The sequence below is a fragment of the Dactylosporangium siamense genome (assembly GCF_016862795.1).
GTDB classification, from domain to species: domain Bacteria; phylum Actinomycetota; class Actinomycetes; order Mycobacteriales; family Micromonosporaceae; genus Dactylosporangium; species Dactylosporangium siamense.
The window spans coordinates 1-19,664 of record NZ_BONQ01000020.1; the positions used below are offsets into that span (position 1 = coordinate 1).

Annotated in this window: 19 protein-coding genes; 12 read left to right on the forward strand and 7 right to left on the reverse strand. The window is 71.9% G+C overall.

The features are described from left to right. The first annotated feature begins 12 nt into the window (after positions 1-12). Genes Dsi01nite_RS05755 through Dsi01nite_RS05775 form a run of 5 tightly spaced genes read left to right on the forward strand, consistent with a single transcriptional unit; the run spans position 13 to position 4,316 of the window. Positions 13-1,077 carry a ferritin-like domain-containing protein gene (locus Dsi01nite_RS05755; RefSeq protein ID WP_203844977.1) on the forward strand — a complete coding sequence of 355 codons (1,065 nt, stop codon included), beginning with the start codon at positions 13-15 and terminating at the stop codon, positions 1,075-1,077. Further along, on the forward strand, positions 1,074-1,562 hold the full coding sequence (locus tag Dsi01nite_RS05760; RefSeq protein ID WP_203844978.1) for a hypothetical protein: 489 nt from the start codon (positions 1,074-1,076) through the stop codon (positions 1,560-1,562). Before Dsi01nite_RS05755 ends, Dsi01nite_RS05760 begins: the two co-directional genes overlap by 4 nt. Next, positions 1,559-2,476, forward strand: a complete 918-nt coding sequence (gene iolE, locus Dsi01nite_RS05765; protein WP_203844979.1) for a myo-inosose-2 dehydratase — start codon at positions 1,559-1,561, stop codon at positions 2,474-2,476. The genes Dsi01nite_RS05760 and iolE overlap by 4 nt, the downstream gene beginning before the upstream one ends. Positions 2,477-2,478: 2 nt before the next feature. Then, positions 2,479-3,489, forward strand: coding sequence for a sugar phosphate isomerase/epimerase family protein (locus Dsi01nite_RS05770; RefSeq protein ID WP_203844980.1), 1,011 nt, complete (start codon positions 2,479-2,481; stop codon positions 3,487-3,489). Then, on the forward strand, positions 3,489-4,316 hold the full coding sequence (locus Dsi01nite_RS05775; RefSeq protein WP_203844981.1) for an MBL fold metallo-hydrolase: 828 nt from the start codon (positions 3,489-3,491) through the stop codon (positions 4,314-4,316). The genes Dsi01nite_RS05770 and Dsi01nite_RS05775 overlap by 1 nt, the downstream gene beginning before the upstream one ends. 254 nt (positions 4,317-4,570) lie before the next feature. Here Dsi01nite_RS05775 and Dsi01nite_RS05780 read toward each other — a convergent pair whose 3' ends face one another. The 4 genes from Dsi01nite_RS05780 to Dsi01nite_RS05795 all read right to left on the reverse strand — a co-directional run bounded on the left by Dsi01nite_RS05780 (position 4,571) and on the right by Dsi01nite_RS05795 (position 9,553). After that, positions 4,571-6,244, reverse strand: coding sequence for a hypothetical protein (locus Dsi01nite_RS05780; RefSeq protein ID WP_203844982.1), 1,674 nt, complete (start codon positions 6,242-6,244; stop codon positions 4,571-4,573). Positions 6,245-6,428: 184 nt separating this feature from the next. Beyond that, on the reverse strand, positions 6,429-7,985 hold the full coding sequence (locus tag Dsi01nite_RS05785) for a CotH kinase family protein (RefSeq protein WP_203844983.1): 1,557 nt from the start codon (positions 7,983-7,985) through the stop codon (positions 6,429-6,431). Beyond that, positions 7,985-8,662, reverse strand: a complete 678-nt coding sequence (locus tag Dsi01nite_RS05790) for a DUF4956 domain-containing protein (RefSeq protein ID WP_203844984.1) — start codon at positions 8,660-8,662, stop codon at positions 7,985-7,987. The genes Dsi01nite_RS05785 and Dsi01nite_RS05790 overlap by 1 nt, the downstream gene beginning before the upstream one ends. 3 nt (positions 8,663-8,665) lie before the next feature. Then, positions 8,666-9,553, reverse strand: coding sequence for a polyphosphate polymerase domain-containing protein (locus Dsi01nite_RS05795; RefSeq protein WP_203844985.1), 888 nt, complete (start codon positions 9,551-9,553; stop codon positions 8,666-8,668). A gap of 456 nt (positions 9,554-10,009) precedes the next feature. On the opposite strand from Dsi01nite_RS05795, the gene Dsi01nite_RS05800 reads away from it, so the two are divergent. After that, complete coding sequence (locus Dsi01nite_RS05800; RefSeq protein ID WP_239135716.1) at positions 10,010-13,006, forward strand: RICIN domain-containing protein; 2,997 nt, start codon at positions 10,010-10,012, stop codon at positions 13,004-13,006. 36 nt (positions 13,007-13,042) lie between these two features. Here the strand turns inward: Dsi01nite_RS05800 and Dsi01nite_RS05805 are convergent, their stop codons facing one another. Together Dsi01nite_RS05805 and Dsi01nite_RS05810 are read right to left on the reverse strand one after the other, a co-directional pair. Continuing rightward, a complete protein-coding gene (locus Dsi01nite_RS05805) occupies positions 13,043-13,699 on the reverse strand; it encodes a response regulator transcription factor (RefSeq protein WP_203845020.1) in 657 nt (218 codons plus the stop codon). A gap of 8 nt (positions 13,700-13,707) precedes the next feature. Beyond that, the gene (locus Dsi01nite_RS05810) at positions 13,708-14,904 is read right to left on the reverse strand and encodes a HAMP domain-containing sensor histidine kinase (RefSeq protein ID WP_203844987.1); all 1,197 of its coding nucleotides are present in this window, start codon (positions 14,902-14,904) and stop codon (positions 13,708-13,710) included. 85 nt (positions 14,905-14,989) lie between these two features. Between Dsi01nite_RS05810 and Dsi01nite_RS05815 the strand changes: the two genes are divergently transcribed. The 6 genes from Dsi01nite_RS05815 to Dsi01nite_RS05840 all read left to right on the forward strand — a co-directional run bounded on the left by Dsi01nite_RS05815 (position 14,990) and on the right by Dsi01nite_RS05840 (position 19,402). Continuing rightward, positions 14,990-15,535 (forward strand): hypothetical protein, encoded by a 546-nt coding sequence (locus tag Dsi01nite_RS05815; RefSeq protein WP_203844988.1) that lies wholly within the window; start codon positions 14,990-14,992, stop codon positions 15,533-15,535. Beyond that, a complete protein-coding gene (locus Dsi01nite_RS05820) occupies positions 15,499-16,566 on the forward strand; it encodes an efflux RND transporter periplasmic adaptor subunit (protein WP_203844989.1) in 1,068 nt (355 codons plus the stop codon). Before Dsi01nite_RS05815 ends, Dsi01nite_RS05820 begins: the two co-directional genes overlap by 37 nt. Positions 16,567-16,568: 2 nt before the next feature. Further along, the gene (locus tag Dsi01nite_RS05825; protein WP_203845021.1) at positions 16,569-17,246 is read left to right on the forward strand and encodes an ABC transporter ATP-binding protein; all 678 of its coding nucleotides are present in this window, start codon (positions 16,569-16,571) and stop codon (positions 17,244-17,246) included. Next, positions 17,239-18,483, forward strand: a complete 1,245-nt coding sequence (locus Dsi01nite_RS05830) for an ABC transporter permease (RefSeq protein WP_203844990.1) — start codon at positions 17,239-17,241, stop codon at positions 18,481-18,483. Before Dsi01nite_RS05825 ends, Dsi01nite_RS05830 begins: the two co-directional genes overlap by 8 nt. A gap of 46 nt (positions 18,484-18,529) precedes the next feature. Next, positions 18,530-18,829 (forward strand): YciI family protein, encoded by a 300-nt coding sequence (locus Dsi01nite_RS05835; protein ID WP_203844991.1) that lies wholly within the window; start codon positions 18,530-18,532, stop codon positions 18,827-18,829. A 93-nt stretch (positions 18,830-18,922) separates the two neighbouring features. Next, the gene (locus tag Dsi01nite_RS05840; RefSeq protein ID WP_203844992.1) at positions 18,923-19,402 is read left to right on the forward strand and encodes a peptidoglycan-binding domain-containing protein; all 480 of its coding nucleotides are present in this window, start codon (positions 18,923-18,925) and stop codon (positions 19,400-19,402) included. 43 nt (positions 19,403-19,445) lie between these two features. Here the strand turns inward: Dsi01nite_RS05840 and Dsi01nite_RS05845 are convergent, their stop codons facing one another. Then, positions 19,446-19,649 (reverse strand): hypothetical protein, encoded by a 204-nt coding sequence (locus Dsi01nite_RS05845; RefSeq protein WP_203844993.1) that lies wholly within the window; start codon positions 19,647-19,649, stop codon positions 19,446-19,448. Positions 19,650-19,664 lie beyond the last annotated feature (15 nt).

Genomic DNA, 19,664 nt, shown 5'->3' on the forward strand with positions numbered 1-19,664 from the left:
AAGTGAGGACGCATGACCGGGGACACGATCAAGAACCGGGACGACCTCATCGCCTACCTGGACGCCGCGATGGCCCTGGAGCACGCGACGATCCCGCCGTACCTCACCGCGTACTACTCGATCGACTCCACCACGAACTCCGACGCGGCCCACATCATCCGGGTGGTGGCGGTCGAGGAGATGCTGCACCTCACGCTCGCCGCCAACGTGCTCAACGCCGTCGGCGGGCAACCCGACCTGACCCGCGAGGGGTTCGTGCCGCGGTACCCGGCGCGCCTGCCCGACGGCGAGGACGACTTCTTCGTCGACCTGCGGTCGTTCTCCCCGGCGGCGATCGACACCTTCTGCCAGATCGAGCGGCCCGGCAAGGCCCCGGCCGCCGGTTCCCGCCTGGTGCGGACGGACCCGGGCAAGACCATGCTGGCGGCCAGCCCGACCGTCGACGGCATGCACTTCTTCAGCATCGGCGAGTTCTACGCCGAGATCATCGCGGGGCTCGAACGGCTGGCGAAGGCCGACCCGGGGCTGTTCCGCGGTGACCCGGCCCGCCAGGTCGGGCCCGAGTACTTCTACTCCGGCGGCGGCACGATCAAGCCGGTGCACGACCTCGACACGGCGCGCGACGCCCTGCAGTTCATCGCCGACCAGGGCGAGGGCTCCGACAGCGGCCTGTACGACGCCGACGGCGAACTGGCGCACTACTACCGGTTCCGGCAGCTGCAGCTGGGCCACTACTACCAGCCGGGCGACCACTCCGAGCGGCCGTCGGGCCCGCCGCTGAGCGTCGACTGGGACACGGTGTTCCAGGTCAAGACGAGCGCGCGGCTGGCGGACTACCCGCCGGACTCCGAGCTGCGCGCCGTGGCCGAGGCGTTCAACGCCGACTACGGCCGGTTCCTGGCGCTGCTGACCAGGGCGTTCAACGGCGAACCGCCGCTGCTGCAGGAGGCGGTCTGGCACATGTTCCGGCTCCGCGACGGCTTCAACCGGCTGATGCGCAACCCGCTGCCCGGCAGCGGCGGCCTGAACGCCGCGCCGACGTTCGAGGTGCCGGTGTTCGAGGCGGTGACGGCATGACCGCGCCCGCGCCATTGTTGGAGGACTTCCTCGCGCTGTCGGTCGACCTGACCGCATTTGCTGAGACCGACCTGCGCGGCACCGGCCTGAGCGAGCAGTACCTGGAGAAGGTCCGGGCCGCGTGCGGCGACGCGGTGGTCGCCGACCTCCTCGCGGCGCACCGGGCCGCCCGGGCCGACCCCGAAGGCTTCGACCGGGCGCTGCGGCACCAGGTGCTCAGCGACGACCGGCTGGGCCCGGTCGCCCGGGCCGTGATCAAGCTCTGGTTCGCCGGCATGTGGTACGGCCTGCCACCCGAGTGGACCGACCGGTTCGGTGCCCAGGCGGCGGCCGAGGCCTCCGCCGTCACCGCCGCCTCCTACCAGGAGGGGCTGCTGTGGCGGGCGATCGGGGCGAACCCGCCCGGCGCCAAGGCGCCCGGCTACGGGTCCTGGGCCGAACCACCCCGCATCGACGAGCGTTACCTGAAAGGGGCATCGAAATGACGGCAGCACTGGCCGAACGCCTCGGCCCGGACCGGGTGAAACTGGGCGTCTGCTGCACCCTGTGGTGGAACGACGACTTCCCGACCATCGACGCCGACATCTCCTTCGGCCAGGCCGTGAGCGAGATGGCCCTCGCCGGCTTCCAGGGCTGCAGCATCGGGCACAAGTACCCCTCCGACCCGGCCGCGCTCAAGGCCGCGCTCGACCTGCGGGGCCTGGAGATCTCCGAGCCGTGGACCAGCACCTACTTCACGATCGACGAGATGCGGCAGAAGACGATCGACAGCTTCGAGGACACCCTCGCCCGGATCAAGGCCCTCGGCGGGACCGAGCTGGTCGTGGCCGAGTTCGGGGCGTCCTCGCACCTGTTGCCGATCGACGTGTTCGCCAACCGGCCGGTGTTCACCGACGCCCAGTGGGACGCGCTCACCTCCGGCCTGGAACACCTCGGCAAGATCGCCAACTCGGCCGGGATGAAGCTCAGCTACCACCACCACATGGGCACCGGGGTCATGACCCGGGCCGACGTCGACCGGCTGATGGCCTCGACCGACCCTTCGCTCGTACACCTCCTGCTGGACACCGCGCACATCGCCTTCGCCGGCGACGATCCCCTCGACCTGGCCCGGGCGCACGCCGAGCGGATCGGCCACGTCCACCTCAAGAGCATCCGGCCGGAGGTGGTGAGCCGGGTCCGGGAGGAGGGCCTGTCGTTCCAGGAGGGCGTCGAGCTCGGCGTGTTCACCGTGCCCGGCGACGGCGCGATCGACTTCCGGCCGATCCTGCAGGTCCTCGCCGACGCCGACTACCAGGGGTGGCTGGTCGTGGAGGCGGAGCAGGACCCGAACAAGGCGAACCCGCTCGAGTACGCGAAGAAGGCCCGCGCGTATCTCACCGACGTCCTGGGGTGGTAACGATGGAACGACCGGAGATCTACTTCAGCTTCTTCATGTTCACGGTCGATGCCAGGCCCGACGACACGGCCTACACCAAGACCCTGATCAACCACATGCAGGCCCTCACCGACATGGGCTACGACGGCTTCGACCTGCACATCGCCGCGCAGCCGCCGAGCGTCGACCACAAGCTCGAGGTCGACAGCTACCTCGGCCTGAAGAAGGCCTTCGACAAGGCCGGCCTGCGGGACGCGAAGTTCACCACCAACGTCGGCACCACGCGGACCTTCGACCCGACCTCACCGTATGAGGAACAGCGCAAGGAGGCCCTGGCGTATCTCAAGTCGCGGGTCGACATCACCTCGGTCCTCGGCGGCGACTCGATCATGTCGGGGCCGTTCCTGTACCCGTACGGCGCCTTCCCGCTCACCGACAACGGCGACGGCATCTGGAGCGACGCCCTGCTGGACTGGATGGAGCCGCGGTTCCTGGCGGCGCGGTCCGTCTTCCAGGAACTGGGGGAGTACGCCGCGACGAAACACGTGAAGCTCGCCATCGAACCGGTGAAGAGCTGGGAGACGCCGCCGCCCAACATGGTGTCGGAGGCGCTGGACTTCCTCGACGGCGCCTCGGGCGCCGACCGGCTGCCGGGCGGCGTGACCATCGACACCGCCCAGGTGGTGATGGAGAGCCAGGGCCCGTCGGTCTTCAAACGCAACGTGGCTCGGGCCGTGCAACACGACCGGCTGTACTACATCCACATCTCCGCGCCCGACCGCGGCGCCGTGCACGACAGCTGGATCCCATGGGACGCCCTCCTGGGCGAGATCGAGCCGGTGTACGACGGGCCCTACCTGGTCGAGGTGTTCAACGCGATCCCGCCCCTGGACAGCGGCATGCGGATGGCCCGGCGGCGCTTCTGGCGGCCCGGCGAGGACGCCCCGGAGCCGGGCCGCCCCAGCGCCTACGACATCGCGAAGGCCGGCCTGGAGACGCTGCGCGAGCAGCTCGCCCGGTTCGGAGGTGCCTGATGCCGGCGCAGCTGTCGGACCCCATCACGATGGTCGTCAAGCGGGCCGGTGACGTGCGCATCCACACGTTCGTCGCGTCGTTCGAGGACGACAACATCGCCAACGCCACCCACATCGTCGAGAGCCGCAGCGGGCTGGTCCTGATCGACGCGCAGTTCCTCGCCCCCTACGCGCGGCAGTTCCGGGACTACGCGGACGGCCTCGGCAAGCCGATCGAGCGGCTGTACGTGTCGCACCGGCACCCGGATCACTGGTTCGGCTTGGGCACCGCGTTCGGCGACGTCCCGGTCTACGCCCTGGCCGAGACCGCGACCTTCATCAAGGACCACGGCGAGGACTCGAGGAACGACCACTGGAAGCTGGGCAACCTGGCCCCGGACACCGTGGTCGTGCCGCAGGAGCTCGTCAAACCCGGCGAGGACATCGTCGGCGGCGTGACCTACCTCTTCGAGGAGGTGACGGACACCGAGATCGACGCCATGCTCACCGTCAAACTGCCCGAGCTGGGCGTGCAGTTCGTCCAGGACCTGGTGTACAGCGGCACGCACCTCTACCTGACCAGCCACCTGCGCAAGTGGAGCCGGGTCCTGCGGGACATGCTGCTGTCGGACTACGAGCTGTTCCTGCCCGGCCACGGGCTCCCGGCGGACAAGAACGAGGTCGCCCGCAACATCGAGTATCTCGACGCGGCCGGCCAGGCGATCGCGAGCGGCCGGACCGGCGAGGCCTTCAAGGACTTCATGCTGCGCCGGTACCCCGAGCGCAAGTGCCCGGGCATCTTCGACATCTACCTGCCGCGGCTGTTCGGAGGGGCAAGTGACTACTGACCAGCAGTACACTCCGCGGGCACGCTGTGCGCGGCGTCCTCGGGCCAGGTCAAGGACCTGGCCCACCAGTCGGACTTCGTGCTGGCCCTGGGCGTGTGGCTGACCGACATCAACACGCTCGGCTGGGACATCGACTACGACAAGACCGCCTTCGCGTCCTTGGACGCCATCAAGTGGGGCACGGCGGGTTCCAGATGACCGCCCAGTGCCTGTCGACTCTCACCAACGCCACCTCGAAGACCTCGTAGGGGCGCTCAGGCCGTCCTGCTGGTCCATACCGCCTTCTTGGCCGCGGTGTAGAGCACGGCCGAGCCGTCGTCCTGGACCAGCAGGTAGGTGGCGTCCTTGCCGTAGGTCGCGGTGCTCCACAGGACCTTCCCCGCGGGGTCGTAGACCACGAGGTTGCCGTCGGTCTGCATGCGTGTCGACGCGCCGGGATGGCCGCCGGTGCCGCTGCGCCAGACGACGGCCTTCGCGGAGCTCTGCAGCACCAGGTTGCCGTCGGGCTGCTGCAGCAGCGTGTAGCCGCCCTTCGGGGCCGAGCGGGACTGGCCGGACAGGAGGCGCTGGCCGGCGGTCAGCTTGCTGACGCCGTCGGTCGTCGTGGCCCACAGGACCTTGCCGCCGGTGGTGAGGACGAGGTTGCCGTCGGCGTTGAGCACGGCCGCGACGCCGGTGCCGCCGTAGGTGCCCGACGACCACAGGGGCTGCTTGGCGGTGTCGTACACGACGAGATTGCCGTCGTTCTGCATCTGCGTCACGGCGCCGGAGTGGCCGCTGGTCTGCGAGCTCCAGATGACCTTCTTGTCGGCGGTGACGACCACGAGGTTGCCGTCGGGGTACTGCGCGAGCGTGAACCGCCCGTCGGGGGTGCGGCGCTGCTGGCCGGAGATCAGCGCCTGGCCCGGGTACAGCCGTGCCCGCTCGGCCTGGCTGGACCATGCTTCCTGGTTGCCGGCCTGCGACACCACGGCGTTGCCGTCGTCGCGCACCTCGAGCAGGGTGCCCTTGCCGCCGGTGGCGCTGCGCCACAGGACGCCGCCGCCCTTGGCGTGCACGGCCAGGTCGCCGTCGCGCTCGAAGCTGGTGTAGGCGCCGGGGTTCGCGGGCGTCTGCGACGTCCACCGCACCTGCTTGGCGCCGTCGGCGAGGACGAGGTTGCCGTCCGGCTGCTGGGTGAGCGTGTAGTTGCCGTTGGGCGAGCGCAGCGCCTGCCCGGCGTTCAGCCGGAAACCGGGCTTCAGCTGGGCGGGCGGCGTCGAGACGCTCGGCAGCGGCGACGCGGGGTCACGGTCGCCGTTCGCCGGGTCGGACGCGCCGACGGCCTCGTTGCCGCCCCTGGACGGGTCCGTCTCCTGCACGGCGGCCGGCGGGGCGTTTCCGCCGGACCAGGACAGCGTGACGGCCACGACGGTGCCGACCACCACCAGCAACGTCAGCGCGGCGGCGAGGACGAGGCCGGTGCGCCCGCGCCGAGCCGGCGGAGCGTCCACGTCGCCGAACGGCGCCGGGGCCGCGAACGGTTGCGAAGACGTCACGAGCGGCGGCCCGGAGGTCCAGAGCGGCGGCCCGGGCGTCACGAGCGGCGGCGCGGAGGTCATGGGCGGCGGCCCAGAGGTCACGAGCGGCGGCGCGGGCGGCGTCATGGGCGGTGGTTCGGAGGTCGCGAGCGGTGGCGCGGGCGTGGGCGTCGGCTGGGCCGCGGACGGTGGGGCGGGGACGGCGGGGGCCGGTGCCGCGCCCGGCGGCACCACCAGGGGAAGCTCGGCGGTGCCCTGGTCGTCGGCGACCGCAGGGCCCCACACCTGCGTCCGTGCCGGTGCCGGGCCGGACACCAGCCTGCGCTCGACGGTGTCGGGCGGGAACCCGTCCCAGAGCGGCTGCTCCTGCTCGCCGGCCGGCGGCCACCCGTTGCCGTTCCCCGACATCGCACCAGCCTCCAGATCCGCCCATGGCGGGGGAGCGTCCGGTGAGCTCCCCCGTACCCACGTCACCGATCGAGAACCGTATCTCTTCCGGATGGCCCGCTCCACCCCGGCTTCGGGGCCGGCCTGCGGATCAGCCTCGTCGTCGCTGCGGTCGGGTTGAGCGCCATTGCCGTGGTTTCCTCGGTCAGCCTCCGGTGATGACGGCGTCGCCGGCGAGGTGTTCGGTGCGCTGCACGATGAGGTCGCGCAGCGTTTCGGCGTCGGACCTGGTCCTGTCGGCGTTGTTGCCCTCGACGGTGCCGAGGACCTTGGTGATGCCGTCGAGGATGTTCAGGGCGTCCGCGCCGGCGTAGATCTTCTTGTACAGACTGCGGTAGGCGTCGTCGTAGGTCGCCTTGAACGCCGTGCTGGCCAGGAACCGTTCCTTGAGCTTGTTGCCGCCCATCCCACCGAAGCCGCGCCCGCCGCCCATGGAGGTGCTGTCGTGCGGGCCGGTGGTGGCGCTGCCGGAGAAGGAGAGGTTGTAGTCCCAGCCGACGACGGAGAACCGTTTGGTCCTCAGGTCGTACCAGAGGTAGTAGTTGCGGCCCGGCCCAGCCATGTCGTCACCGTTGAGCAGCAGGTTCTGCGCGGCGACGTAGTTGGCGAACGACCCCACGTCGACATGCTCGGCGAGGTGCTTGTCGAAGTCGGCGGCGGAGGCGCTGTTCACCCACTGGATCAGGTCGATGACCGGCTGGAGGTCCTGGCTGCCCTTCTTGGTGATCTGCTTGAAGTCGTCGGCGTAGTCGGTGGGGTCGTCGCCCTGGTCGGTGAACTGGCTGGTGGCGAGGCTCTTGTAGAGCACACCGGACCCGCCGAGGGTGTCGGCGAAGTCCTCGTCGGGGTGTTCCACGATGAGCCGGGCCGTGGTCGGCCGGTCGTTGACGGTGAAACTGGTGTACGCGTAGCGCTGGGCGGTCTGATCGGCGGCGGCGAGGACGTTGAGGGAGACGGCCTCGTTGAGCACGGTGGAGCCGCCGCCCATGCCGGCGACGCGCACGGCGATCTCACGGTGGCCCTGGTAGCGGCGGCCGTCGACGAACTCGTCGAAGCGGATCAGCCACGGCAGGGTCTCCGGCTCCTCAGCCTTGAGCGACGACATGCCGAACCCGCCGCCCGGCCTGAACCCGCCCGGAGCGGCGCCGCCCGGGGCAGCGCCGCCCGGCGCGGCACCGCCCTGCGGGCCGGCACCCGGCAGTCCGCCCGGGAGGCCGCCGCCCGGGAAAACGCCGTTGCCGTTGCGCTGCGGGAGCTGCCCGCCCTGCCTGCCGCCGGGGCCGAACCCGCCCGGGCGGGACTGGCCGTTACGGGTTAGCCCCGAGAGGGTGGAGTTGCCCTTGAGCCGGATGCCGACGCTGTCCAGGCGGGTGCCGTCGATGGTGATGTCGGCCTCGAGGAACTCCTTCTCGCCCTCGTCCCAGAACTCGTCGAGCAACCGCTGGTAGTCGGCGTCCTTGAAGGTCAGCGTGACCGTGTGGGCCTTCGTCTCGTCGAACAGGTCGGTGGTCCCCGCGACGTCCTCGACGACCTGGTCGCCGGTGTTGTCGCTGGGGCTGGTGACCAGCGGCGCGACCCGCACGGTGCTGAACACCACCGCGCACGCGACCAGGAACGCGGCGCAGACCGCGAGCAGCTTCCAGTAGTGCCGTATCCGGACCGGGATCCGGTGCAGCAACCGCTGTGGCAGCCGGGAGCGCATCACAGGTCCGTCTGGTCGTAGCCGGTCAGGACCGTCACCCGCTGCCCGCTGGTGCGCTCGCCGAGCGCGGTGATGAGCTGGCCGGGCTCGTGGCCCTTCTTGAGCCGGACGGTGTACATCAGCTCGGTGAGGGCGCCGCCGCGGATCGACTCCATGCTGACCAGCTCGAACTCGCTGGTGTGGGCGATGAGCACGTCCTGGATGCCCTCGGTGTGGCCGCCGTCCGGCGGGACCTGGACCTTGACGACCTGCCGCTGGACGTTGGCGGCGAACCAGTTGAACCGAAACATCACCACGATGATGAGGCTGATCGCGACCGCCGCGACGACGGCCAGGGTGTAGAAGCGGGTGCCGGCGGCCATGCCGACGCCCATGACCAGGAAGATGAACCCGACGTCGCGGGTCTCCTTGATCGCGTTGCGGAATCGCACCACGGACAGCGCGCCGACGAGCGCGAACGCGCGGGCGATGTTCGAGCCGACCACCAGCATGATCAGGGCGATGAGCATGCCGAGGATGACGAGGGTCTGCACGTAGGACTGGCTGTAGGAGACGTTGCGGTGGGTGAACCGGTACACCCAGCCGATCATGGCGCTGAGCACGAACGACAGCGACAGCGCGATGGCGATGTCGCCGACGCTGAACGTGCCGGACAGGTCCTGGACGTCGAACGGCATGGGTTAGTCCTCTTTCGAGCTTCGGGCGGGGACGTGGAAGATCGAGCGGGGGGCGCGTCCGAACGCCTCGACGCTCTGGCAGTACTTCGAGATCCGCGCGACGGACAGGTTGAGCTCGGCGGCGAGGTCGGTCAGCCAGTACGGGACCCGTTCGTTGGCCTTGAACTCCACGACGGCGAGCCGGGCCGGGACGATGAGCCGGTTCTCGGCGTCGGCGCCCAGGTGGAAGTCCCGGTCCCGGCCGCGCAGCCGCTGGTCGACGGTGACCCGCAGGCCCGCCTCGGCACCGCGGCCGACGAACGCCTCCCGCTGGTAGCCCGTCATGGCCACCGGCCGCAGGTCGAGGCGGCCGACCAGCCCCAGCACCTCCTCGAGGAAGGCCCGCTGGCCCGGCTCGTGCTCGACCATCTCCCGGCCGTCGCACAGCTGCAGCGCCAGCCGGTAGGGCAGCGCGACCCGCCGTTTCTGCGTGACCCGGTTGACCCGCTGCTTGATCTCGACGAACACGTCGGTGTCGTCGTCGACGCCGAACCGGTCGCCGTAGTGGCGGATGCGCAGCTTGCGCCGGAACTTCAGCCCCTCGATCTTCTCCCAGTAGCACCGCAGGTCCCGGGTGTCGTAGTAGGTGCTCCACACGCCGTAGCCGCCGTCGGTGCCGTGGCTGTCCCGGTCGAGGCGGCGGTCCAGCTCCGCGCGCAGCGCCGGCAGGGCGGTGCCCGGCATCAGGTACTTGATCTCGTAGCGGTTGAACGCGTGCAACCTGCTCGGCGCCCGCAGCGCGTGACCGACGTGGTCGTCGTTGCCCACCTCGGCCGGGAGGGTGGCTGCGTCCGGTGCGCCGGCCGGGGAGTGGTCCGGCGGCACGGCGCGTCGTCGGAACGGCCATCGCATGGTGGTCGCCAATCTGAGTACGGCAGCTGACAGCAGGACACAAGCAGCCGAACCTCAGAGCAGCCTTTGAACGCCATCGAAACTGCACATGAACACGAGGTGGACGCCGGGCTGCGCCCGTGGTGATCGACGATGCGGGACCGCTCACACGGCGGCGTCCTTCAGCCGGACTTTCGCATGGTTGAGCAATTGTCCGTCCTCATGGCCGGCACGCCGCACGCATCGGCGGGTTTCGCTTGACACCCGTCATGTGAGCGTTAACTCTGGTGGGGCGAGAACACGGCACGGCGGCCGTGCGTGCACCGACTGGCCGGGCGATCCGAACACCCTCTTCGATCGCGTGGCAGCACGTCACTCCGCTCCTCCGCCAAGGACGCGCCCGCCGTCTCCCAGCGCCGCCGCACGGTGCCACCGGCACCGGCCGAAAGGATCCCCATGCCGCAACACAGTCCCAGGGTGAGCCGTTCCGTCGTCGCCGCCGCGCTGGTCGCCGGAGCCGCCACCGTGATGCTCGGAGCGCAGCACGACGCGTTGGCGGCGGTGCCCGCCGTCGACGGGTTCACGGCCGGCAACGCGGCGGTGGCCTCGGTGGACCTGGCCGGCCAGTGGTCGTTCACCCCGGAGGGGCGGGCGACGACGTCGATCGCCGTGCCGGGCGGCGGCTGGTACAAGCAGGGGTTCACCGACGTCGCGCACGCGGTGTACTCCCGGACGGTCACCGTGCCCGACTCCGGGCAGCCGCAGTCGGCGTGGATCGAGTTCGGCGCGGTGAACCATCAGGCGACGCTGTCGGTCGACGGGCGGGTGGTGGCCACGCAGACGACCGCGTTCACCCCCTCGAAGTTCGACATCACCGCGTTCGCGGCGCCCGGCACGACGCACACGATCACCGTGGACGTGAAGGGCCGCGACGCGTTGAAGAACCCGGCCAACGGCAAGTACCTGGTGCCGACCGCGGCGGAGTGGTCGGAGGCGGTCCCGCAGGGCATCTTCCGCTCCGCGTTCCTGCGCGTCTACCCGGCCGTGCACGTCAGCGACGCGTTCGTGCGCACCTCGGTGGCGAACCAGAGCCTCACCTACGACGTGTCGGTGACCAACACCTCGGCCGGCGCCCGCACGGTCACGCTGGCCGGCGCGCTGTCCTCCGACGGCGGCGGGCCGTTCGCCTACCCGGGCCTGCCCGGCCGCACCGTGTCCGTGCCGGCGCACTCGACGGTCAAGGTGACGGTCGGCCCGGTCGCCTGGAACCTCGGCGCGAGCTCCTACTGGTGGCCGAACGTGCCGTACCGCTCGGGGTACCGGGCCCAGCTGCACCGCCTGGCCGTGCACGCCACGACCGACGACGGACGCGTGAGCGACGCGGTGTACCGGTTCGGGTTCCGGGAGAGCACGCAGAACGGGGAGTACTACTTCCTCAACGGCGTGCGGGTGAACTACCGCGGCGACAACCTGCAGGGCGCGGACTACGACCGGATCAACAACGGTGGTGTCGGCGACGCGTTCGACACGCTGCCGGGGTTCCTGCCACCGTCGGCGGGCAACGGCGGCTGGCCGCAGGCGGTGGACAACTACCAGCGGCTCAACTTCAACGTGGTGCGCATCCACCAGGAGCCGGCCAGCCCGTACATGCTGGACGTCGCCGACGAGATGGGGCTGATGCTCGTCGGCGAGACCGCCATCCGCGGCTCCAACGGCCGCGAGGACTTCCAGGCCGGCCACGACACCATGGTGAACCACGCCCGGGCGTTGACGCTGCGCGACCGTAACCACCCGGCCGTCCTGCGCTGGAGCCAGAGCAACGAACCCGGCCTCAGCGGCGACACCGAACAGTTCCAGCAGGACCTGTACGCCGCCATGAACGGTACCGACGGCACCCGGCCGGTCATCGTCGACGGTGAGGACCCGAACAGGTACCCGAACATGCGGTACGCCAACTTCGCCTCGTTCCCGCACTACCTGGACGGGCTCGGCGCCTACACCGAACGGGTCGTGTCCACGCCCGGCCGCCCCGACGGCGAGACCGAGTTCATCTGGCCGAAGTGCAACACCAGGCAGGGCTTCGAGTGGTTCGCCACGCTCACCGCGGCCAAGCGGGGCAAGGACGCCAGCGACCTGCGGCCGTACACCCTGCTGTCGGGCTGGGCGGGGTTCGTGCCGGGCGTGCGGACCACCGACTTCGTCCCCGAGGAGGGCGGCCGCCCGGTCTACGGCGCGGACAACCTCACCGATCCGTGGAGCAACCCGCAGATCCAGCGCATCCAGGCCGGCTTCCACCCGATCGCGGCGATCGACCTGCCCTACTGGTCGGCGTCCGGGATCTCCGACGCCAACGGCACGTTCCCGCTGCCGCAGGCCGTGGACAACTACGGCTACAACGCGCCGGTGACGCGGAACATCACCGTGTTCAACGACGACTTCAGCAACACCGCCGTCGGGCTGGTGTGGACCGCGCGGCTCAACCAGCCGGACGGCACGGTGATCGCGTCGGGGAACGCGACGCTCACCGTGCCGCTCGGTTCCCGGGTCACCCAGCCGGTCTCGTTCACCACACCCGCCTCCGGCAGCCGCGTGTACCTGACCCTGTCCACCACCAAGAACGGCGCCACCGTGTTCACCGACGCGGTGGAGTACCTCACGCTCGGCGCGAACTCCTCCACTGTGGACGACGCCGATCCGCGGATCGGCTACGGCGGCACCTGGTCGCGGGCGAGCGGCGAGTCCGGCCCGTACGCCGGCACCAACACCTACTCCGACGTCGCCGGCGGCACCGCCACCCTGTCGTTCACCGGCACCGGCGTCGCGTTGCGCGCGGTCACCGACCCCGGCCACGGCATCGTCGCCGTGTCGGTGGACGGCGGCGCGGAAACCCTCGTCGACGAGTACTCCGCGACCCGCCAGGGCGACGTCACGGTGTGGACCAGCCCGCGGCTGGCGTCCGGCACCCACACGGTCCGGGTCCGGGTGACGGGCAACCAGCGGGCCGGGGCGAGCCACAACTGGGCCACCGTCGACCGGTTCGAGATCAGCACCGGTGTGGTGGCCGGGTCGAACTACCGCATCGTCAACCGCAACAGCGGCAAGCCCCTCGCCGTGGCCGGCAACGCCACCGCGGACGGCGCCGCGGTCGTGCAGCAGAGCGGCGCCGGCGCGTGGACGATCGCCACGGCCACCGGCGGCGCGTACACCTTGCGCTACGGGCCGACCGGGAAGGTCCTCGACGTCAACGGCGGCAGCACCACCGAGGGGCTGCCACTGCAGCAGTGGTCGGCCAACGGCGGGGCCAACCAGCAGTGGTTCCTGCGGCCGGCCGCGGACGGCTACTACACGATCGTCAACGTCGCCAGTGGCCTGCTCGCCGACGTCTACGGCCAGTCCGGCAGCGACGGCGCCCAGGTCGTGCAGTGGGGTGCCAACAACGGCACGAACCAGCAGTGGCAGCTGGTGCCGGCGTGACCGGCCGCCTCGGCCGGTCACGGCGGCGGTGGCCGGTCACGCCAGGCGGTAGCCGCGGCCGACGACCGTGGCGATCGGGTCGGGGTCGCCGAGCTTCTGGCGCAGCGTCTTGACCGTGGTGCGCACGGCGGTGGTGAACGGGTCGGCGTGCTCGTCCCAGACCCGGTTGAGGAGGTGCTCCGCGCTGACGATCTCGCCGTCGGCGCGGAGCAGCTCGGTGAGGACACCGAACTCCTTGCGGGTCAGGGTGACCGGCCGGCCGCCGCGGCGGACCTCGTGCCGCCCGACGTCGACGGTGAGGTCACCGCGGTGCAGGACGGTCGGGATCCGGTTCGGCGCCCGGCGGCCCAGCGCGGTCACCCGCGCGATCAGCTCGGCGAACGCGAACGGTTTGGCGAGGTAGTCGTCGGCGCCGAGGTTCAGGCCCTCGACGCGGCTGTCCAGGGACGCGGCGGCGGTCAGCATGAGGATGCGCGCCGGCGAGCCGAGCCGGATGAGCGCCCGGGTCACGTCGTCGCCGTGCAGGACGGGCAGGTCGCGGTCGAGGACGACGACGTCCGCGGCCACGTCGGTGACCCGGCTGACGGCGGCGGCACCGTCGTGCACGACGTCGACGGTCATGTCGTGCTCGCGCAGGCCGGCGGCGATCAGCTGGGCGAGGACCGGGTCGTCCTCGACCACCAGGACCCGCAGGACGGCGCTCATCCGGCCGGCACGGCGACGGTCACGGACAGGCCACCGCCGTCGCGCGGGACGACCGTCACGGTGGCGTCGTGCGCGGCGGCGACGGCCTCAACGATCGCCAGCCCCAGCCCGGCGCCCGACGCGCCGGCCCGGCGCCCCTCGCCCCGCTGGAACGCCTGACGCAGCGCGGGCAGCTCGGCCGGCGCCACGACCGGGCCGGTGTTGTCGACGCGCAGCCAGGCGGTGCCGGGGCCGTTGTCCGTGCCCATGTCATGGCCGGTGCCGGGGCCGTTGTCCGTGCCCATGTCATGGCCGGTGCCGGTGGTCAGCCACACCTCGCCGCCGGCGATGTTGTACCGCGCGGCGTTCTCCAGGAGGTTACGCAGCACCAGCTCCAGCTGGACCGGGTCGCCGGTGCAGCGCGCCGGCGCCAGGCGGTGGTGCAGCAGTGGCCCGTCGGGCGGCCAGGTGGCGATCGCGGCGGCGGCCGCGGTGGCCAGGTCGACGGGCCGGCGCACGGCGCCCCGCTGCGTCTGCGCCAGCTGCAGCAGGCTGGTGAGCATCGCGTCGCTGCGGGCTGCGGCCGTGACGACCGTCTGCAGCGCCTGCCGGTACTGCTCCTCGGTGCGGACCGGGCGGGACAGGGCCATCTCCGCGGCGGTGCGGATGATGGTCAGGGGCGTGCGCAGCTCGTGCGACGCGTTGGCGACGAACAGCCGCTGGCCCTGGAACGCGTGGGCGAGCCGGTCGAGCATCGCGTCGAACGCGACGGCCAGGGTGCGCAGCTCGTCGGGTGGTCCGTGCAGCCCGATCCGGGCGTCCATCGTGTCGTGCGACAGCGCGGCGGCGGTGCTGGTGATCTGCCGCAGCGGGCGCAGCGCCCGCCCGGCGACCAGCCAGCACAACACCAGCGAGACGGCGGCCAGCGCGACGAACACGCCGCCGGTCTCGAACACGATCGTGCGCAGCGCGTCGGTGCGGGCCGTGGTGGTGGCCATCTCGACCGCGGCGATCGGCTCGGCCTCGATGACGGTGCCGGTGGGCACGAGGGTGGTGCCGTCGGCCTCGGTGAGGGTGGCGACCAGGGCGTCGCTGGCGGTGAAGAGCTCGCGCCGCACGAGCAGGTACATCAGCCCGAGCACGGCGGCGCCCGTGCCGGCGAAGACGGCCGCGTACCACAGCGTGAGTCGCCCGCGGATGGTGAGCCTGGTCATCCCCTCATTCTGGCCGTGGCCAGGTGGCATCCGTGTGTGGTCGGACGACACGGTGGTGCCACCCCCGGGTCCCGACGATGGCGGCATGACGAAGTTGAAGGTCCTCGTGCCGGTGCTGGCGCTGGCCGCGGTGCTGCTGGCCGGTGCGGGGGTGTGGTTCGTGGCCGCCCGGCCCGACGGCGCGCCGGCCTCGGCCGGCAGCGATCAGGAGCAGGCGTTGCGGTTCGCGCAGTGCATGCGTGACAACGGCGTCGACATGCCCGACCCCGGTGCCGGGGGCATCGTGACAGGTGGCGGTGGCGGTGGCGGTGACGGCGTCGGCGGGGAAAGCGCGGGTCCGGTGGGGGACGCCGAGGTGCTGGACCTGGGCGCCGACGGGGCGGCGTTCGAGGCGTGTCGCAGGTTCCTGCCCAACGGCGGCGAGGCGCGCAAACCGACCGCCGCGGAGCTGGAGCAGCAGGTGCGCTACGCCCAGTGCATGCGGGCCCACGGCCTGGACTATCCGGACCCGTCCGCCGACGGCATGCAGCAGCTGCCCGGCATCCCGATGGACGACACCGCGGCGATGCGGCGGTTCGAGGAGGCCGCCCGCGCGTGCGACGCCGACAGCAGCCCGGCGCCGAAGCGATGAGCCGGCGCATCGTCACCGGCGTCGTCGGCGGGACCGCCACCGTCGTGGTCGCCGTCCTGGCCACCCTCGGCTACGGCGGGCGCGGCCACGGTGACACCACCCCGTCCGCGCCGCCGCCGAAGACCGCGCCGGTCACGCGCACCACGCTCGTCGACGCCGTCCACCTCACCGGAAGGATCGGCTACGGCGCCGCCGAACCGTTCGCCGGGCGGCTCACCGGCACCCTGACCAAGGTCCCCCCGCCGGGCACCGTCCTGCGGCGCGGCGACGCCGCCTACCGGGTCGACGACCAGCCGGTCCTGGTGCTGCTCGGCGACATCCCCGCCTACCGGGACCTCGCCGTGAACGTCAAGGGCCCCGACGTCAAACAGTTCGAGGAGAACCTGCGGGCCCTGGGCTACCGGGGCTTCACCGTCGACACCGTCTTCGACGCCGCGACAGCGGTGGCCGTGCAACGGTGGCAGAAGAAGCTCGGCCTGGCCGAGACCGGCGCCGTCGAACTCGGCCGGGTCGCCTACGTCGCCGCGCCGGTCCGGGTGGCCGAACAGAAGCAGCGCGTCGGCGAGCCGGCCGCCGCTGGCACGCCGGTGCTGACGGTGACCGGAACCACCCGGACGGTCTCCGTCGAACTGGAGACCCGGCAGGCCGCCGTGGCCAAGGTCGGCACCAGGGTGCAGGTGCGCTCCGCCGCCGGCAGACCCGTCGAGGGCAGCATGACCGCGGTGAACGCGGCGCAGGACGAGGGCCAGCGCAAGACCGTCGTCACCGTGAGCGTGGCGGACCAGTCCGCGCTCACCGGCGACGACGGCGACGCCGTCGACGTCACCGTCGTGCGGGCCGAGAAGAAGGACGTCCTGACCGTGCCGATCGTGGCGCTGCTGGCCGTCGGCGACGGCTACGGCGTGGAGGTGTTCAGCGGCGGCGGGCGCCGGGTCGTGCCGGTCACCGTCGGCATGTTCGCGCAGGGCCGGGTCGAGATCGGCGCCGCCGGTCTCGCCGAGGGCACCCAGGTGGGGGTGGCCGGACAATGAGCATCCTGTCCCTCGTCGACGTCCGCAAGGAGTACCCGGGCGGCGTCGTCGCCCTCGACGGCGTCTCCCTGGACGTCAGCCCCGGCGAACTGGTCGCGATCGTCGGCCCGTCCGGCTCCGGCAAGTCGACCATGCTGCACCTCGCCGGCACGCTCGACCGGCCGACCAGCGGCCGGGTGCGGGTGGCCGGGCACGACGTCGCCGGCCTCCCGGACCGCCGGCTCGCCGGCCTGCGGGCCCGCACCATCGGGTTCGTCTTCCAGCAGTTCCATCTCGCCACCGGCGTCGCGGCACTGGACAATGTCGCCGACGGACTGCTGTATCTCGGCATCCCGCTGCGGCAGCGCCGGGAGCGGGCCCAGGCCGCGCTCGAACGCGTCGGGCTCGGGCACCGCCTGACGCACCGGCCCCACGAGCTGTCCGGCGGCGAACGGCAGCGGGTCGCGATCGCCCGCGCGGTCGTCGGCGCGCCGCCGCTGCTGCTGGCCGACGAGCCGACCGGCAACCTCGACACCGCCGCCGGCGCCGGCGTCCTGCTCCTGCTGCGGGACCTGCACCTGGCCGGCACCACCGTCCTGGTCATCACCCACGACCGCGATCTGGCCGCCGGCCTGCCCCGGCAGGTCGTCATGCGCGACGGGCGGATCGTCGAGGGGCAGACCGGTGGGCACGATGCGTGATCCCGTGACGGCAGCCTCCCGGGGCGGGCCGGATCCCGTCGAGCACGACCTGCGGCCGGCCCGGCTCCGCCCGCTGGACGTCGCCCGGGTCGGCGCGATCGGGCTGCGCACCCGCCCGGCCCGTGCGGTGCTCTCCGCGCTCGGCATCGCCATCGGCATCGCCGCGATGGTGGCCGTCGTCGGCATCACCGCCTCCAGCCGGCTCGACCTGGCGCAGCGCCTCGAGCGCTACGGCACGAACCTGCTGACCGTCACCGCCGGCGTCGACCTGAAGGGGGACCCGGCGCAGCTGCCGGCGGAGGCGGTCGACATGGTCGCCCGCGTCGCCGGCGTCGAGCACGTCTCCGCCACCGGCCAGGTCAAGGCCGCCGTCTACCGGACCGACCGGGTCCCGGTGGGCAACACCAACGGCATCGCCGTCCTCGCCGCCCGCACCGACCTGCGGGCCGCCGTCGGCGCGGCCCTCGCCGACGGCGCCTGGCTCAACCCCGCGACCGAGCGCACCACCGCCGTCGTCCTCGGCGCCACGGCCGCCCGGTACCTCGGCATCGGCGCCCCCGGCCCCGACACGCGCGTCTGGCTCGGCGGTCAGTGGTTCACCGTGATCGGGGTCCTGGCGCCCGTGCCGCTGGCCGCCGAGCTCGACAGCGCCGCCTTCGTCGGCGCGCCCGTCGCCCAGGACCAGCTCGGGTTCGACGGGCACCTGACCACCGTGTACACCCGCATCGCCCCCGGCTCGATCGACGAGGTCCGCGCGAAACTGGGCCGCACGGTGAACCCTTCGCATCCGAACGAGGTCCGGGTCGAGCGGCCGTCCGACGCCCTGCGGGTCAAGGCGGCCACCGACCGGACCTTCACCGCCCTCCTGCTCGGCCTCGGCGCGGTCGCGCTGCTGGTCGGCGGGGTCGGCGTCGCCAACACGATGATCATCTCGGTGCTCGAACGCCGCGGCGAGATCGGCTGGCGCCGCGCGCTCGGCGCCACCAAGGGCCAGATCCGCATCCAGTTCCTCACCGAGGCGATCCTGCTGTCCGCCCTCGGCGGCGCCGGCGGGGTCCTGCTCGGCGTCGCGATCACCACCGGCTACGCCCTGAGTCAGGGCTGGCCGGTCACCGTCCCGGGCTGGGCCCAGGGCGTCGCCGTCGGCGCCACGCTCGCCATCGGTGGGATCGCCGGCCTCTATCCGGCGATCCGGGCCGCCCGCCTCGCCCCGACCGAGGCGCTCGCCCTGCCGTGAACCACAGCGGCGGCGCTGGTGACGGGCACTGTGGGACGATCGGACGATGTCGGAATGGATCTACTTCATTCACCCGCCGCGCCCGAACTTCGCGGCGACCATGACCGACGAGGAGAAGGCGGCGTGGGGGCGGCACTTCGAGCGCCTGCAGCGGCTCCTCGCCGACGGCGTCCTCGTCCTGGCCGGCCCGACGCTCGGCCAGGTCAACACCGGCGTCGCGATCTTCGAGGCCCCGGACGAGGCGGCGGCGCGGCGGATCATGGCGGAGGACCCGGCGATCGCGGGCGGGTTCGCCGAGGGTGAGCTGCGCGAGTTCCGCGTCTCGCTCCTGCGCGGCCGCCCGTGAGCCCGTTTTGACCGCGTGACCGGACATTTCGGATGGTCGATCAGATGTGAGAGACTTTCGTCGATCTTGATCGGCTACGGGGAGGATGTTTCGTTGCGTAGGACTTTTCGGTCGGCGGCCGCCCTGGTCGCCGTGTCGCTCGCGATGAGTGCCGCGGTGGTCGGGCTGACGTCGGGGCCGGCCGCGGCGGCCGGCTGGTGCAACCAGACCGTGTGGGTGGACGAGGTGTACTGGCCGCTCGACCCGACGGTCGACAAGGTGCGGATCCCGTCCACCGGGCAGGACTGGCCGCACGCGCAGTGCGAGCTGGACACCGGCGCGCAGGGAGCGGCCGTCAAGCAGCTCCAGCTGTCGCTGAACACCTGCTACAAGGAGAATCTCGGCACCGACGGCAAGTTCGGCACGCTCACCAAGGCGGCGCTGAAGCGGGCGCAGATCAAGGAGGGCATGTCCACCGCCGACCGCGACGGCCGATACGGTCCCCGGACCCGTGACGCCATCGCACACACCGGCTACGGCGGCCCGAGCGCCTACTGCCGATACGTCGACGGCCCCGGCGGCCTGGGCGTGTAGACCGTGGGTCGGCGGCGCCCGGCAGGAGCCGGGCGCCGCCGGTTCACAGCTGTGGCACCACCCGCAGGACGGTGCCGGTCGCGGTGTCGATGACGACCAGGAGGCCGCCGCCGCGGGCATACCGCGGGTCCCTCAGCAGGACCTCCGCCACCGGCCCGCGGGTGAGCACCTCGGCGTCCGATGTGGACGGCCGGCCCCGCTCGGCCCCGGCCGCCCGCGCGATGTCGATGAGCTCCGCGTCCGTCACCGGACCAACGTAGTG